This window comes from Paenibacillus agricola (assembly GCF_011440305.1).
Lineage (GTDB): Bacteria > Bacillota > Bacilli > Paenibacillales > NBRC-103111 > Paenibacillus_S > Paenibacillus_S agricola.
The window spans coordinates 1-14,796 of the sequence record NZ_JAAOIW010000042.1; the positions used below are offsets into that span (position 1 = coordinate 1).

Below are 14,796 nucleotides of genomic sequence, written 5' to 3' on the forward strand. Positions count from 1 at the left end.
AAACTAACCGTGGATCGATGGAACCAGATCCTGAAACGCTCTGCCAAGAAAGTCTCTTAATTTTTTAAACCCGACTTCATTATTCTGTCAGTACGGCTCCAAGTATTAATCTTTATGAAATTCATTCTGTTGAAAAAAAATTTTCTTTTAACATTATTTATTTAGTTATAGCAATAAAATTTGGCTCTTCGGATTATGTGGTGGATTGTTAACATCCACATAATCATTATTTCAAGAAAATGGATATTATCACATGTAAATGCGAGGTGTTTTAGTATGTACGTCTTAGTTATGGAGATATACGAAATAAAGAGGATGCTATTTTGGAAAAGAACGGAATACTGTTCTTCAGATATAGCTATTATTGAAGCAGATTCAGATGAATTGGCTAACGCGATTGCTCTGCAATCAGCGAATAATTTTGCTAAGATTTCTGGAAGAAAATATAGAATTGCTCATATAAAATCGCTTTTAAAAATGAGAGTAGGAAGAGAAGATTATCAAACAAATACCTTCATGTAATCAATTCCACCATAAAATCCGAATACTCCTGATAAAATTTAGGATTGGGTAGGGTTGGAAGTGGAGTTAGCGGAAAATCAGGAGGATCTCAATAATGAGCGGTATTAAAAAAAATATGAAGGATTTGATTACTAAAGCTGTTTGTTTCACCTTTCTACTATCCCTATTTTTTAATAATAGTGTTGCCGGAGCTGACAACTCGGGCATTGTAAATACTTCAGTGTATGATGCAGTTTATCGAGCAGCTGCTCATCGTTCAGTAAATAATTCAGTATATCAACGTGTATATGACAGAGAAGGTTTTGGCCATAAACTAATCCTTCCCACTGTTTTGGAAAGTGTCTACTCAGAAGAATTGAAAGCAAAACGGGATTTAAGAAAAACAAATATTCAAGAAAATATTACTTTTATCCCAAAAGAGGTATTTGGTGATGTAAATTTTTCAGGGTCATTGGTGATACCGACACACAATTTAACTAATCAGATAAATCTGAATTTTGATCAATTCAAGTCTGAGGAGATTATTGATCCCACTACACAATTATCTACCATGAAACTAAATCTACCGATACAGTATATAGAAGTGAAATCAGCTGCTGACACACGAACCAAAATTAAAACGAGTGATAATTATTCAGTTATTATAGATATTGATTTTAAAGAGCCCGTAATGATATTAGAGTACACAATACATTTCAAAAATAATGCGGAGGTTATCCATAACGATAATTCCAGTAAATATCAATTAGGACAACAAGTGGGCATATATAGGACCGAATACAGTGCGCAAGTCCTGATAGAAACAGAGTTGCTCCAAAAGTAGACAATAACTTTTTCTTTGAAGCTTGGCGATAAGAATAATACTAAAAAAATTAGGGGGATTTACTAATGAAAGTGAAATCAATTTCTTTGCTAATGGCTCTGCTGTTTCTTTCGGTCTCCTTTGCTGGTTTGGCAATCGCGGCCGACCACCAGGAAACGAAGATTGTTTTATCAGGCGTCAACGAAAATCATACAGTAACTCTGTATAATAATGATTACATTACAGGCGTTTCAATCCGGTGCAAAATGGTTGGAGATTCTCTCTACATTTTAGCAGACAATGCATTACCGCTTGTTGATAAATGGTCTTATAGAGAAGAAATAAATACATCAAAAGTAGTAATTAACAATGGTAGTCACAATGAGGTCACGATTTCGACAGGCAATCGCAATTATATTGATCTCGAAGGAGCGGCACAAGGACTGACCGATACAATAAAGACGGAACTGCAAAAAGGGTATTTTCCCTTGCGGTTTGTTTATGAGTTAGGCGGTTACAAGGTCAATTATGATCCTTCTCAAAATAGCATTACCTTTCAGTGAAACGCAATCAATTTGACAAAATGAATGGGGACATTCGTGTTCAATGGTACAACGGAGCGAAAAAGAGTTGGATAGGTGCAGATTACTTCACTAGCATTGAACACCATTGTATCGCCATAAAATCTGAAAATACCTAAACAAAAGGCAGTCCAAAACTTTAACCAAGTTTGGGCTGCCTTTTAGTTAATATAAACAATAAAGTAAGTAATTAAGGAGATCTCATGTTCGGACATAATGAAGTTTTTGACTAAGAGACTCAACGGCGCATGCCGCCGGCTCAAGCAGTCTAATACTTTATTTTTATATCAGAACAATTCATGACTATTTTTAGTCCCCAGTCTAAAACTTGTCGCAGGTAGGCTACCGTTTGCATTGACTAATCCCCAGTCTAAAACTTGTCGCAGGTAGGCTACCGTTTGCATTGACTAATAGATCGCTCAGCAGACTCTAATGCTTTATTTTCTGCATCAGTTTCTTCCGGATGCGGGACGGGCATCGATCAGCGTTAAGAAAGCAGCGGTACGTGCAGCAGCACTCACAAATCGCTCCCTAATCCCTTATTTATAATGATTTTATTCCTATACCTCTCCGTATAAATAATATCCTAATAAATACCTATAGAAATTAGAACGTTTGTTCTGTATATTGGGTATAATAAGAATGAATGTTCGTGTAAATTAAGGGAAGTTGTTTCGGGAAACAATCTCAAAAAGTGTATATGGAAAATCATTGAAATTTTGAAAAATAACATTACCTGTGCGTAATGCTTTGCAAATTCTGGAAATATAATACAACCATTAAAGGAGCTGGTCCGATGAAGAATAAGCAATCAGTCATCATGCTAGTCGATTGTCAAAGTTTTTATGCTTCAGTAGAGAAAGCAGCCCATCCAGAATACAAGGATAGACCGGTTGTAGTGGCCGGGTCCCCTGAGATGCGAAGTGGCATAATTCTTGCAGCCTGTCCAATTGCTAAATCGTATGGAGTCACTACAGCTGAGCGTCTGGGTGAGTCACTCAGTAAGTGTCCGGATCTCATTGTAATTAAGCCGCGCATGCAGATGTATATAGATGTATCACTCAGGATAACGGAAATTTATGAGTCCTTTACAGACCTTGTTGAGCCCTTCTCAATCGATGAACAGTTTTTGGACGTTACAGATTCCGTCAGTATGTTTGGAAGTCCCACCGAAATGGCGAAGCAGATACAGACACAGATTTTATTAGCCACGGGCGTCTGGACACGGGTCGGTATTTCATCAACGAAGATGTTGGCCAAGATGGCAACCGACAATTTCGCCAAAAAGAATGCTGAAGGCATTTACATCATGCCCAAAGAGACAATCCATAAAGATTTGTGGGAGTTACCGATTGAGAAAATGTTCGGTTGCGGGAGCAGGATGAAGAAACATTTCTCCCGGTTAGGAATTCACACTATCGGTGAGCTCGCACAGCTACCTTTACATAAGGTTAAAAGCTTGTTGCGAACGAGATTCGGTAAAAATGCAGATATCCACGCGACTTTGCTCTGGCAGACTGCCAATGGCATCGATTCTTCCAAGGTCACTCCAAGTACTCACAGAGTCGCGCCAAAGTCCATCGGGCATATGATGACCTTGCCAAGGGACTATGCAAAAGAAGAAGAAATAGACACCATTCTCTTGGAACTGACTGAGGAAATATGCCGGGATGCGCGGCGTAAGCGGTATATGGGCTCTACCGTAACCGTGGGGTGTATGTGTAGTCCGTTCGATTCTCCTACAGGCTTCTCAAGGCAGATGACCATGCCAGATCCAACCAATATCACAAACACGGTATACGAGGCTGCCCGTAAGCTGTTTTATCAGTTTTGGGACGGCATGCCAGTGCGTAGAGCTGGCGTGACGATCAGCGGGTTAGTGGAGGACGCAGAATATCAAATCACAATGTTCGAAGACCAGGAAAGGCAGCGAGCACTGGAAAAGGCGACAGACTACATCAAGGATCGATTCGGCAGCGCAGCAATTGCCAGAGCTTCATCCTTCGGTGCCGCGGGGCAAGCACAGCATAGAGCTCTTAAGATCGGAGGTCACTACAAATGAGCAAAAAACTCGAAGGCAACGGTCGCTGGGAGTCGTCAAGAATGATGTTACCGCAGCATAAAGAGGCATTAATAAAAAGACATGATCCAGCACCGGAAGTTGTCCAGGTGCAGAAGCCAACCGCTGAGGAACATGAGATGATTCTCAATTCAATCCTTCTGCCGATGATGCTGACCATGGTAGAGAAGAATGGGAAAGAATTCGAAGTATCTACTAATATGCTCAGACGATATTACATAGCCGCGACTCAGATACTGATGCATCGTATTCATACTGAAATGGTAAAAAATAAAAATGAGCTCAAGGCTAGGAAAATAAAGGTTTTCGAAGACATCCGTCCCGATGAGGATCTCAATTATAAGTTTATATGTCGGGGTTATGAGTACCCATTCGCGATAATGAGGGATGTAGTTAAAGCTAAGATTAGTGTCATGCTGGGCAACTACGTAAAAGCTTTATTAAACAATATGAAGGAGTGATTGAAATGGCAAAACTAGCTAAAACCATTTGGAAAGAATTCAGTTGCTAAAAGACCAACACGGGATGAATTTGAACTAGAAGAGTTAAGCGAAAAGTTAGTAGAAGCGAAACAGGAGGATCAAGAAGTACTATTAACTGTCTGGGGGCAGACAGAGCAAGTAAGAGGGCGGATCAGGGAGATGGATGCCCGAACTAGGACAGTTCATATCAGCAGGTATGGAGATGTCACAAAAGTGCCGTTCTTGGGTATTTGGAAAGTAGAAAGCCCAGGAACCTAATCCCTTGGTTTTTTTCTAAAGATATCTGCATACGGCAGGGCACAACCAGATATTTGCGAAGCGGCAGGGCTGGGTATGGTGGAGGGCGTGGATGCCCAGACCTTTGTGCCGGACGGCTACATAACCCGGACGGAATTTGCCGTCATGCTGCTGCGCACCCAACAAATCGAGATAAGCAACGAATCGAGCGCTATGCCTTTCAGCGACAAGGAAAGCGTACCGGAGTGGGCGCGGCTGGCGATCCAGACAGCCGTAGCCAAGGGAGTCCTCGATGGATACGAGGATGGGACCTTACGGCCACAACAAACGGTAAGCCGGGCAGAAATGGCTGCGATGGTCTCAAAGGCAATGAAGTGGGAGAAGTGAAACTGACTTCGGATGACCTGGCGCGCATTGAGTCGGTAAGCCCCAAAAATGTTGCATATGGCGGTCGGATGTCCGAAGAGGGATTGAAGGGAGTCAATTTGTAGCTTGTTTAAATGATCGTTTGCAACTTGAAACGAATTTATGCATCTGTCGGCTACTGATTTACCTGATTGGATTCAGGGCGTCAGCAGCCGGCTTTTTACTATTTAGATATTCAAACCACAAACCAAATTTGATTGTTTAATGCAAGATGACCAAACGCTGTTGCCATTTCCACGACAAAAATATTGATCGGAAGCACCAGCAATAAAAACCTCAAGGACACATGCCGAGACCACTGACTGAAAAAGTCCGCAAAATCAACTTTCTAATCAAAACTTGCCCTGGAGGTTTTTATTGTGCGGCTTTTGGAACATATGCATCGTTTCAATGCCTTGAATCGTTCTTTTTCTTACGGGAAAAACAGAGCTGCCGATGGAACATGTTGCATTTACCATAGAAAATGCATTAAAACTATATGGAATAAATGGTAAGGGGGAGGCATGGTTAACATTAGATCAATGGAGGGAAGCGATAAAAAGATCAGGTTACATTGAATCTGAAATCTTCATGGCTGTAACTAAAAAGAAACTGGCTACATAAGATATTAAAAAAACATAAAGAAGTTATTTGTAAAAACTGGAAAAGCATAAATTTAATTTGAACATTCTGGATTTTCAGTGCTTAAATAAAAGAACTCAAAAAAAACACATCGATACGATGTGTTTTTTTTGAGCTCTTTTACGGGCCACATGGGCAATGGGATAAAGTTCTTGTCATTTATGAGATAAGGTTCTTGTCTCTCGACATCCGACAAAAGTTTTAGAAGGTACCAGTTTAGTGTCGCTGGACACGAGGAGAGGTCATGGGAGCGAAACAAATGGCCATTAACGGTTAGTCAGAGGTATCTAGCCCGAAATAAATTTATTTTGCGTTTTTTATGCAAAATCGTATAAACTTATTGACTATTGGTGATAATAAAGCATATATTATAAGTATGATTTTGTGAAAATAATGCAAAATGGAGGTAATTGTATGCTCCTAGAATTTAGGGCGAAAAACTTCAAGTCCTTTCAAGATGAGTTAGTTTTTTCAATGACACCGGCACCTAAGCAAAAAGGACTGGACTACAGTATCCTTAATGAAAAGATCGGCACCAAGGTTTATAAGGGGTTAAGCTCTGCAGTTATTTACGGACCGAATGCTGCGGGTAAAACCAACATTATTGGTGCAATGGACGTTCTGAAGCACATCGTGTTAAGAGGGCATATACGGAACGTCGATACCAAGTCCCAGGCAAATCCTGCATCCACTCAGTTGGAGTACATCCCTAATAAGGATAACACGAATAGAGTTCCAGTAGACTTCGGTATTAAGTTCATTGACAATGGCTTTTTGATCGAATATAAACTGTCTTTAGATCTTGGACGATTTCTGGATGATGAGTATAAGCGCAAGGTCATATCAGAAATCCTTTATGTGGATGAAAAAGTAATTTTCTCTAGAGATAATGCTGATATAGAGTTTCCTACTGCGACCGAATTCATTAAGAAGTTCATAGAGGGATTAGATAGAAATGATGCTCGAGTTGCCATTAGACTCGCGCAGAAAAACATGAATAAGGAAGAGCTGTTCCTAATGAACGGCTTCAAAAACATGTTCAGTTCGTCATTGGTAAGCATTATTAGTGATTGGTTCGAAGATAAATTCATGGTTTTCTGTCGAGCGGACTCCCTGCAAGTGAAACCTTCGAACTCCAAGAAGTCTACTCTTTACCTCAGTAATATCGTTAATCAAGCAGCTCGCATCTTTGGGGTCAATTCAAACGCCTTGGGGTATCTGGCGAACGATGATGATTCAGAGCCTAAGCTGGTTTCACTAGTTGGTGGGGATGATGGTAACAGACCTGTTCATGCAGAAGACTTCGAGTCCTTTGGAACAATCCGTTTCGTCAACATGTTTCCAATAGTAAGGAATGCTCTATTGTTAGGTGGCACCTTAATCGTTGATGAATTTGACGCATCCATTCATCCAATTGCCTTAATGTCCCTTGTGAATGTCTTCCATAACGATGAGCTGAACAAGAAAAATGCTCAGTTAATCTTTAACACCCATAACCCGATATTCCTGAACTCGAACCTGTTTAGACGGGATGAGATCAAATTCGTAGAGCGTGATGATGCTACTTTCTGCAGCAACCATTATTCGCTGTCAGATTTCGGCACCTCAGGCAGAGACGGAGTTCGTAATGGTGGCGACTATATGAAAAATTACTTCATAAACCAGTACGGGGCAATCAAAGACATCGATTTTACCTCTGTTTTTGAAAACCTATGGGAAAGCAGAGGTGAACAGATTCAAGATGCCACCGAGCAGGAAGAGTAATAGACAATATTTATTCACAGTAGAGGGCGAAACAGAGAAGTGGTATCTGGATTGGCTTCAAGAAGCAATCAACGCTGATCCCGCGGCTAAGTATACGGTATCGATAAGAAGCAGGGTGGAGAAGAACCCGTTAAAATTTGCGAAGGGTATTCCGATCATCGGTAGAGCCGAAATCACTCATTGGTTCGATTACGAAAGTCACGACCATATTGAGGGGTTCCTTGAGGTCTTGGATCTGCTAAAACTGGCTAACAGCCTTAAGGGCCCCCTGGGTTAGGATAGTTGTCATAGACCTCTAGCAAAAGTATAGTTAGTTAAGAGGCACTAGAGAGGCGTGGTACTATGGCAAGATACAGCGAAGAATTTAAATACACAATCCTAAGAAGAATGATGCCGCCCCAGAACGAATCCGTGAATACAATAGCCAGAGAAACAGGATTATCGGAGGCTACCTTACACCAATGGAAAAAGAAAGCAAGGGCTAAGGGGATAGCGGTTCCAGGTGGTGAGCCTGAGGCAGAACGTTGGGGTACACAGGATAAGTTTTCCATTGTGGTCGAGACGGCTACGCTTAGTGAAATCGAATTAGCGGAATACTGTCGCAGTAAAGGTCTTTATGTGGAACAAGTACAGGCATGGCGTGATGCTTGTATGCAGGCCAATGGCGGTATTGCACAGCAGGCCAGTCAGATGCAGAAAAATATTCGCCAGAAAGACCGTGAAATCAAACAACTGAGTCAAGAGCTGCGTAGGAAGGAATCAGCCCTAGCCGAAACAGCAGCTTTGCTTGTACTCAGAAAAAAGGCCCATGCGATTTGGGGGGACAGCGAGGACGAATGATCAGGGTCCCAGATCGCAATAGAGCTATTCAACTGATTAAAGAAGCAGTCGTTAGTGGAGCAAGGGAACAACTAGCTTGCATAGAACTGGGGATTAGCCAGCGGACGTTACAACGCTGGAGAAGTGACCTCACCCCCCTTGAAGACCAACGTCCCTTGGCTGAGCGACCCGCTCCCAAAAACAAGCTGAGTGAGAATGAAAGGGAGACGATTGTAAGGACAGTCAACCAACCGGAGTTCAAGAGTCTCCCACCTAGTCAAATCGTTCCACGACTTGCCGATCAAGGCGTTTATATCGCATCAGAATCCACTTTTTATAGAGTCTTAAAAGAAAAAGACATGCACCATCATCGAGGAAGAAGCAAGAAACCCAGTTCCAAACCGATCTCCGCGCATTGTGCAACAGGTCCTAACCAAGTTTGGATGTGGGATATTACGTGGCTTCCCGGACCGGCTAAAGGTATCTATTTTTATCTGTACCTCATCCTAGATTTATATAGCCGAAAAATAATCGCTTGGGATATTTGGCTTGAAGAATCCGCTGAAAATGCTAGCTTGCTCGTCAGACGAGGCGTGTTATCCGAACAGCGTCTAGCATCACCTCAACCCCTTGTGCTACATTCGGACAATGGCAGCCCTATGAAAGGTGCATCTCTGTTAGAAACCCTGTACCAGCTCGATATAACACCTTCAAGAAGCCGTCCAAGAGTAAGTAATGACAACCCCTATGCAGAATCTATCTTTAGAACTTGTAAATACCGTCCAAACTATCCATCCAAGGGATTCATGGATCTAACCGATGCAAGGACGTGGGTGCTCTCCTTCGTAAGGTGGTATAACCAAGAACACAGACACAGTGGGCTTAACTTTCTGACGCCCAATCAAAGGCATGATGGCTTAACTGATCACATTCTCGGACAACGGACCCTCGTCTACGGACAAGCAAAATCGTTGCATCCTGAGAGATGGTCAAAAGACATCCGAAACTGGACGTTAGAAGATGAGGTATGGCTGAACCCTGAACGAGTTAGCAAGACCTTAACCGAACATATACGATCCTCTTAGCCTATACATATTTCAGTGTGCTACGACAACTAGCTTGACAAACACCGAGGGTAAGCAAATTAAGTACCATTTGGGGTATAGCAACCTGACTTTCGAGCTCTGGATGGTTTTGCATAAAGAAGACTGTAATGCCCATGTCGAGCATAGATCCCTCTATCTTCGTAATATTAACAGCGCCTTCGATGAAGATTTCACTGAACTCAAAACGTATAAGCAAGAGGGTAACTTTAAGCGAATACTTCGGAAGCTAACGCTGAATGATGTAAAAGAAGCAATAAGAAGAGCCAATAGAATTATGCAACGTCATGAAGAAAACGGCGTGCGACCCCACGAGTACAGAGGGTTCAAATATATTCGAGAAAACCCTTCACTTACAGTCCATGAATCGGTCGCTATGATCCTTCAGGATTGCGGACTTCTATAACATCATACTTATTCAAGAAGGCGACCTAAGTGGGTCGCCTTTCGTGCTTCATGGGGTATCTGCAGAATCTACGAAAACCTTAACCTAAGGAATGCAGGACGATTGCGGCTCAAATTTTACGGATCTGTCCTTGCTGGTACCGAACGCCTTGATTCGGATGTCAACTTCATTGCTGTTATCAACCCATCGAGCAAGTATGAGAAAGCAACCGCAATTGATCTTATGAAGCAAAAACTCGAACCAATTCTCCATCGGAGAGTAACCATCCGAGATTCCAGAAGCAAATCTGATTTCCTTCGACCAGACCCCAACGATCCGGTAGACATTATGATTCTGACAGACAGGACGTACACCCGGACATAGATTTACTGATTTTTCAGAATCACTTTGAAAAAATTGGGATTCGCCTATGGAGATAAAGGACCATGCTGTACTGAAATGGTTATCTATGGATCGAGAGGTGAATCAACACCAACGATGGTTATTCTTACATAACTATGCATCAACTGATTTATTTCAAACCGTTCCACTTATACTTTACAAGCATTTCAATGGGATTAAAAAGGATTCCAAGACAGAGTATTATAGAACAGTGTCTTTTCATGATGGTTGTTTTTATCAGGTCTGTTTTTAACAGTCGACCGTTTTTTAAGAAAAAGGCTCAAACAACATCGACACTGTATACGGATACTGCAGAAACTAGGGAAAGCTGAGGGAGAAGAAGAGTTCCCGCCGATTTGTGCTTATGCATATGCATACATCTTTTGGAGACATACATTAATTCGATCAGAAAGATTCTTTAAAGACCCAAAAGCTAATGATATAATTTCTAAATGCTCAAGTAATTTTGCGGTTGTCACGAATTTAATTCAAAGTATACTTGAAAGTTATAGGAGAGAATTATTTAGTCAAATCAATAAAAAAGAAGTTGACGAATTGCTACTGCATTGGATAATGAATAGACTGACTATTCAAATCTGTATTAACTATTTTAAACAGTGGCTACAGATTGCTACTAAACGTGTTGAACAAAAAACGGTACCTAATTGGAATGCTGTAGATGAAATGGTTGTGAAAAGTATATCTGAAATGGCATTTAAACATTCGGTTGATATGGAATTAAAACAACCCGTTGAATTTTATATAAACCCAGAATATAAGAATCTTGATTTGACCTGTATAAATTTAATGTGCCCGTTAAAGAGAAACAACAGAAAGAAACGCTCAAAGCGAATGAGTTCATATATGCCACTACATGTAGCAATGAAAGTAATTGATAATCCGTCAACATCCAACAAAAAACTCGCAGCCTACGTTGACCAGTATGTACGATGACTAACCCTATAAATTAAATAAAACATAAAAATAAGGATGAGCATTATGCTCATCCTTATTTTTATGTTTTCAGATAAAAGACCTGTGGGGAATGTAGTCAGGTTCTTGTCATTTATGTAGTTATGTTCTTGTCATGTCATCCGACATTTGTAGTGTTGGATTTTCCGTAGCTGCGAAGTACATATGTACAAAATACGCCTTTTGTGCATATGTACTCGCCAAACCCTTGCTATATAAGGTTTTTTTCTGTCGGATGATGATTCCCCACAAGTCTCTTCAAAAAACATAAAAATAAGGATGAACATGTTCATCCTTATTTTTAGTTTATCATTTAGTTTATTTTATATGGTTAGAGTTCCCAATAATTTTTCGAAAACTTCTTAGAGTAGAATTAATAGTGACCTCATTGGTATGTGCGGATCTTTAAACTAAATGGAGAATCAAGTAAATAATTTGCCGTTTGTGAGAAATTATGCATGACAGCTTGGTAAGCTATTTAAGGTAATTATTTAATTTCGACTTCGAAATAATTGTTCTTTTAGGTTTTCAATTGCTTCTTGATATGCAATTAGTACCAGCGGATCCCACTCTACTTTATTTTCGATTGATGAGGCTAATTCCATATTATTAAAATCAAATAACATAATTTGATTAGCATTACTAGAATCGAATAAAACAGGAATCGGCCATTCTCCATTTATTTTTGCGTGTTCAAATTATTTATCGCCTCCATCATTTATTATTACCAAAATTCATAATAATGATATGCCCTTTTATAAAAACACCATGGCCAATAATTTGCTTTGCTTTTGAGTTAACATCATCTTGATTGTATACGGTAAGCCAATCACTTGGAGATAATATCAACAACAATTTTCTGGGATTTAATACCACTTAACTCTTCAATTTCTAATTTTCCTTCCATTTCGTCGAACAGGAATTTAATCATAGAATCATACGGCGTATGAGAATCCGGAATGACGTAATGCTGATTTATAATGAATGCATCTCCATCCCAATATCCTTTCGCTTTATAATTTCCAGTTTCTCGATATTCGTTATCCAGTCCGACTGATATATCTACGATTTCTGCTCCCAAAGTTTTCTTAAATACAGCTACATCACTCTTATTAGAAAAGTTAAGTGTAAATGCACTAAAATTGAGACCTGCGTTATTTTTCTTTACCATATAAGTCCTTCCACTAATCTCGTTAGCGATCGCCGGAAGCTGAGGAGTAGGCATTTTGGAAGAACTGGCCAGACGTACTTGTTCTTTCATTTGCTGGTTACCTTCCGAATTAACTGGAAGGGCTTGTTGGGATACGGCGGCGCTTTTAATGCGAGAGAATAATTTGTTTGTCTCTATCTTGGGGTCAGTATCCGAAATATCGCTTGTCATTACAACCACAAGATTCTTCTCAGGCGATACAAAAATTCCCTGGCCATAAGAACCACTTGCATAAAAATAATCTAGACCACCCCACCATTGATATCCATATTTAAAACCATTTGTGTTATTCATTGTTGTTGATTCTGATACCCATTTAGCAGGTATTACCTGTTTTCCATTTATTAAGCCATTAGTGGCATAGAGATAGCCGATTTTTGCCATATCTTCCGGAGTTAACTGAAGGCCTGCCCCGCCATAGCTAACCCCCTGCTTATCAGCCGCCCAGAAGAAATCTGTAATACCTAAAGGGCCAAACAATTTTTCCATAGCATATTCTTTTAAATTTATCCCGATTTTTTTTTGAATCATAGCGGATAGCAGATGGGAAGCCCCCGTATTATAATTATAGACAGTACCCGGAGCACTTGACATAGGCTGATTAAGGATAAATTGAACTTGATTAGGACTCTCCATCATCTGGTCGACAATGTTGTTGTTTCCGTAACGCACTTGCGTTTCCGGCCAATCTAGTCCGCTCTGCATCGTCAGTAGATTTTTCACTGTAATAGCGGCTTTATTCAAATCCGTATTGTTTTTGCTTTCCTCCGGAAAGGAATTCAGTACTTTTTGATCTATGCCTTTGAGGGCACCCTCATTGATGGCAATCCCCGTTAATGCTGAAGTAATACTCTTCGTCACGGAATGGACTGGGTAAAATACGCCATCACCTTCTTGGTAAGGAGCAAAATAGGTGCTAAGTACAAGAAAACCATTACGCACGATAAGCAAGGAGTGAATATTGGTATGCTCGCTCTGAACAGTCTTGAGGACATCAGCCAACTCAGCAGAATAAATACCTTGCTCTTCGGGAGTAGAGGTTCTCCATTTACCACCTTCCCAAGGAACCGAACTCGTTTCGGGCACCGTTTTTTTGTCTGGTAACAAGTAAGCGTAAGAGACGAATGAAAGCAAGGCAACAAGAATAATACCTATGGGAATCCAGTGCTTTTTAACACTCGTTAAACCCTTTAAAATCATATATTCTCCCTTCAATTCCCTTTATAGGATAACTATAGCATTATTTTGTTTTAATGATCCAACTTATTATCTTATTCCAATCCTTTCAACAAAACTGCCCGTTACTTCAATGGGAATCAAAGAAGGAGCAGCCTATAAGCAGCTCCTGCGCTATCGTATCCGTTAGTTTAGCCAATGGCTCCACGCGGCAGCCTTTCTGTTATTTTACTATCGTTATCGTTCGTTTATTTGCCGACTAACACAAAAACATTTCCGTCTGGTGCCTGCATTACAGCTACGTATCCTCCATTAGGATTACGGAATGGAGCTCGAATCCACTTCACTTCTGGATTGGATACCAATAATTCGTAAGTCCCCCGAACATCTTCAACGACTACCTCAGTTTCAGCAAAGTTAAGATTTGGGTTGTTCTTTAAAACTAACTGAGAATCTCCTTCGGGATACCTCATACCTATAAGTTTCCACTTTTTCTCTTCATCCTGAAAAGCTTCCCAAGCCTTCATCAAACCTAATGATTGATAAAACTCTACTGACTTTTCAATGTTATCTGTGTATACAGCTACACATTCAATTTTCTTCCACATTATTATCATCACCTCATATTATTTCCGTAGCAAAAGGGAACTGACGTTCCTGTATTATATTCCATATTCATCCAAATAGGCAAGAGTATAATTGTTATACATAACTGCCCGTCCCTCAGTTTACTTTAACAAACAACCAAAGGAGCCGCGATGAAGCAGGCTCCTGAACTATCGTGCCCGTTCGTAATCGACCAGCTTTGAGGCACAAAAAAATGTTATTATATTTTAATGCATTTTCATTGAATCAAATAGCTCTATATACTCATCTTGAAACCTTTTTTTAATGGATATCATGAATTCTTTTTCAATCATTTTATACAGTCCATTTGTTCGAATGTATCCATTTTCAAACAAAATTTTTATTCCAAGATATTCAAACATTCATTTTCTCCATAAAAAAGTCAATGCTCTTTTCCCTTTTTTAAAGTTGATTAGTAATTCTAGTTTTCCTTATCACTTTTCCCTTGTCATTAAACTAGTCTGCCCGTCCCTCGGTTTTAAGGGTTTATCTCGCATATACTCACTCATTCGCAGGATTTCGTCGCCTTGGAAAACAGTTGCTGCTTGGAAAGTACGCTCATTAGACATCATTAGACACCGTTATTC

Annotated in this window: 15 protein-coding genes and 1 pseudogene; 14 read left to right on the plus strand and 2 right to left on the minus strand. The window is 40.2% G+C overall.

Features of this window, described 5'->3' with window-relative positions; translation table 11 throughout:
* Positions 1 to 315: 315 nt before the first annotated feature.
* The 13 genes and pseudogenes from G9U52_RS38225 to G9U52_RS38285 all read left to right on the plus strand — a co-directional run bounded on the left by G9U52_RS38225 (position 316) and on the right by G9U52_RS38285 (position 11,178).
* Positions 316 to 522: a hypothetical protein gene (locus G9U52_RS38225; RefSeq protein WP_207953472.1), complete on the plus strand. Its 207-nt coding sequence runs from the start codon at positions 316 to 318 to the stop codon at positions 520 to 522.
* Between the two features lie 94 nt (positions 523 to 616).
* Entirely contained in the window at positions 617 to 1,345 is a 729-nt protein-coding gene (locus tag G9U52_RS38230) for a hypothetical protein (protein WP_166158542.1), read from the plus strand.
* A 65-nt stretch (positions 1,346 to 1,410) separates the two neighbouring features.
* Positions 1,411 to 1,887, plus strand: coding sequence for a hypothetical protein (locus G9U52_RS38235; RefSeq protein ID WP_166158545.1), 477 nt, complete (start codon positions 1,411 to 1,413; stop codon positions 1,885 to 1,887).
* An 814-nt stretch (positions 1,888 to 2,701) separates the two neighbouring features.
* Entirely contained in the window at positions 2,702 to 3,967 is a 1,266-nt protein-coding gene (locus G9U52_RS38240) for a DNA polymerase IV (RefSeq protein ID WP_166158548.1), read from the plus strand.
* Complete coding sequence (locus G9U52_RS38245) at positions 3,964 to 4,446, plus strand: YhjD family protein (protein WP_166158551.1); 483 nt, start codon at positions 3,964 to 3,966, stop codon at positions 4,444 to 4,446. The genes G9U52_RS38240 and G9U52_RS38245 overlap by 4 nt, the downstream gene beginning before the upstream one ends.
* Before the next feature lie 33 nt (positions 4,447 to 4,479).
* Positions 4,480 to 4,725: pseudogene (locus G9U52_RS38250) on the plus strand (YolD-like family protein); the annotation flags it as partial.
* Positions 4,726 to 4,776: 51 nt separating this feature from the next.
* On the plus strand, positions 4,777 to 5,091 hold the full coding sequence (locus tag G9U52_RS41525; protein WP_311764996.1) for an S-layer homology domain-containing protein: 315 nt from the start codon (positions 4,777 to 4,779) through the stop codon (positions 5,089 to 5,091).
* A 474-nt stretch (positions 5,092 to 5,565) separates the two neighbouring features.
* Positions 5,566 to 5,733 carry a hypothetical protein gene (locus tag G9U52_RS38260; protein WP_166158554.1) on the plus strand — a complete coding sequence of 56 codons (168 nt, stop codon included), beginning with the start codon at positions 5,566 to 5,568 and terminating at the stop codon, positions 5,731 to 5,733.
* Between the two features lie 432 nt (positions 5,734 to 6,165).
* Complete coding sequence (locus tag G9U52_RS38265) at positions 6,166 to 7,515, plus strand: AAA family ATPase (RefSeq protein WP_166158557.1); 1,350 nt, start codon at positions 6,166 to 6,168, stop codon at positions 7,513 to 7,515.
* Positions 7,493 to 7,792: a hypothetical protein gene (locus G9U52_RS38270; RefSeq protein WP_166158560.1), complete on the plus strand. Its 300-nt coding sequence runs from the start codon at positions 7,493 to 7,495 to the stop codon at positions 7,790 to 7,792. Before G9U52_RS38265 ends, G9U52_RS38270 begins: the two co-directional genes overlap by 23 nt.
* Positions 7,793 to 7,857: 65 nt before the next feature.
* A protein-coding gene (locus tag G9U52_RS38275) for an IS3 family transposase (protein ID WP_375790327.1) occupies positions 7,858 to 9,419 on the plus strand; the annotation gives its coding sequence in 2 pieces (ribosomal slippage) (positions 7,858 to 8,323 and positions 8,323 to 9,419; 1,563 coding nt in all).
* A 34-nt stretch (positions 9,420 to 9,453) separates the two neighbouring features.
* Positions 9,454 to 9,843, plus strand: coding sequence for an RloB domain-containing protein (locus G9U52_RS42030; protein ID WP_166158563.1), 390 nt, complete (start codon positions 9,454 to 9,456; stop codon positions 9,841 to 9,843).
* Between the two features lie 609 nt (positions 9,844 to 10,452).
* Positions 10,453 to 11,178, plus strand: a complete 726-nt coding sequence (locus G9U52_RS38285; RefSeq protein ID WP_166158566.1) for a hypothetical protein — start codon at positions 10,453 to 10,455, stop codon at positions 11,176 to 11,178.
* 847 nt (positions 11,179 to 12,025) lie between these two features.
* Here the strand turns inward: G9U52_RS38285 and G9U52_RS38290 are convergent.
* Positions 12,026 to 13,606 carry a serine hydrolase domain-containing protein gene (locus G9U52_RS38290; protein ID WP_166158570.1) on the minus strand — a complete coding sequence of 527 codons (1,581 nt, stop codon included), beginning with the start codon at positions 13,604 to 13,606 and terminating at the stop codon, positions 12,026 to 12,028.
* A gap of 224 nt (positions 13,607 to 13,830) precedes the next feature.
* Entirely contained in the window at positions 13,831 to 14,190 is a 360-nt protein-coding gene (locus G9U52_RS38295; RefSeq protein WP_166158573.1) for a VOC family protein, read from the minus strand.
* 283 nt (positions 14,191 to 14,473) lie between these two features.
* Here G9U52_RS38295 and G9U52_RS39625 point away from each other — a divergent pair.
* Positions 14,474 to 14,796 (plus strand): hypothetical protein (locus tag G9U52_RS39625; RefSeq protein ID WP_207953474.1); only part of this gene is annotated, 323 nt, incomplete at its 3' end.

Coding starts and splice junctions, on each gene's coding strand:
- G9U52_RS38270 (WP_166158560.1), top strand. CDS start 7,493: ATGCCACCGAGCAGGAAGAGTAATAGACAATATTTATTCACAGTAGAG.
- G9U52_RS38260 (WP_166158554.1), top strand. CDS start 5,566: ATGGAACATGTTGCATTTACCATAGAAAATGCATTAAAACTATATGGA.
- G9U52_RS38245 (WP_166158551.1), top strand. CDS start 3,964: ATGAGCAAAAAACTCGAAGGCAACGGTCGCTGGGAGTCGTCAAGAATG.
- G9U52_RS38295 (WP_166158573.1), bottom strand. CDS start 14,190: ATGTGGAAGAAAATTGAATGTGTAGCTGTATACACAGATAACATTGAA.
- G9U52_RS38235 (WP_166158545.1), top strand. CDS start 1,411: ATGAAAGTGAAATCAATTTCTTTGCTAATGGCTCTGCTGTTTCTTTCG.
- G9U52_RS38225 (WP_207953472.1), top strand. CDS start 316: ATGCTATTTTGGAAAAGAACGGAATACTGTTCTTCAGATATAGCTATT.
- G9U52_RS38265 (WP_166158557.1), top strand. CDS start 6,166: ATGCTCCTAGAATTTAGGGCGAAAAACTTCAAGTCCTTTCAAGATGAG.
- G9U52_RS38230 (WP_166158542.1), top strand. CDS start 617: ATGAGCGGTATTAAAAAAAATATGAAGGATTTGATTACTAAAGCTGTT.
- G9U52_RS38290 (WP_166158570.1), bottom strand. CDS start 13,606: ATGATTTTAAAGGGTTTAACGAGTGTTAAAAAGCACTGGATTCCCATA.
- G9U52_RS38240 (WP_166158548.1), top strand. CDS start 2,702: ATGAAGAATAAGCAATCAGTCATCATGCTAGTCGATTGTCAAAGTTTT.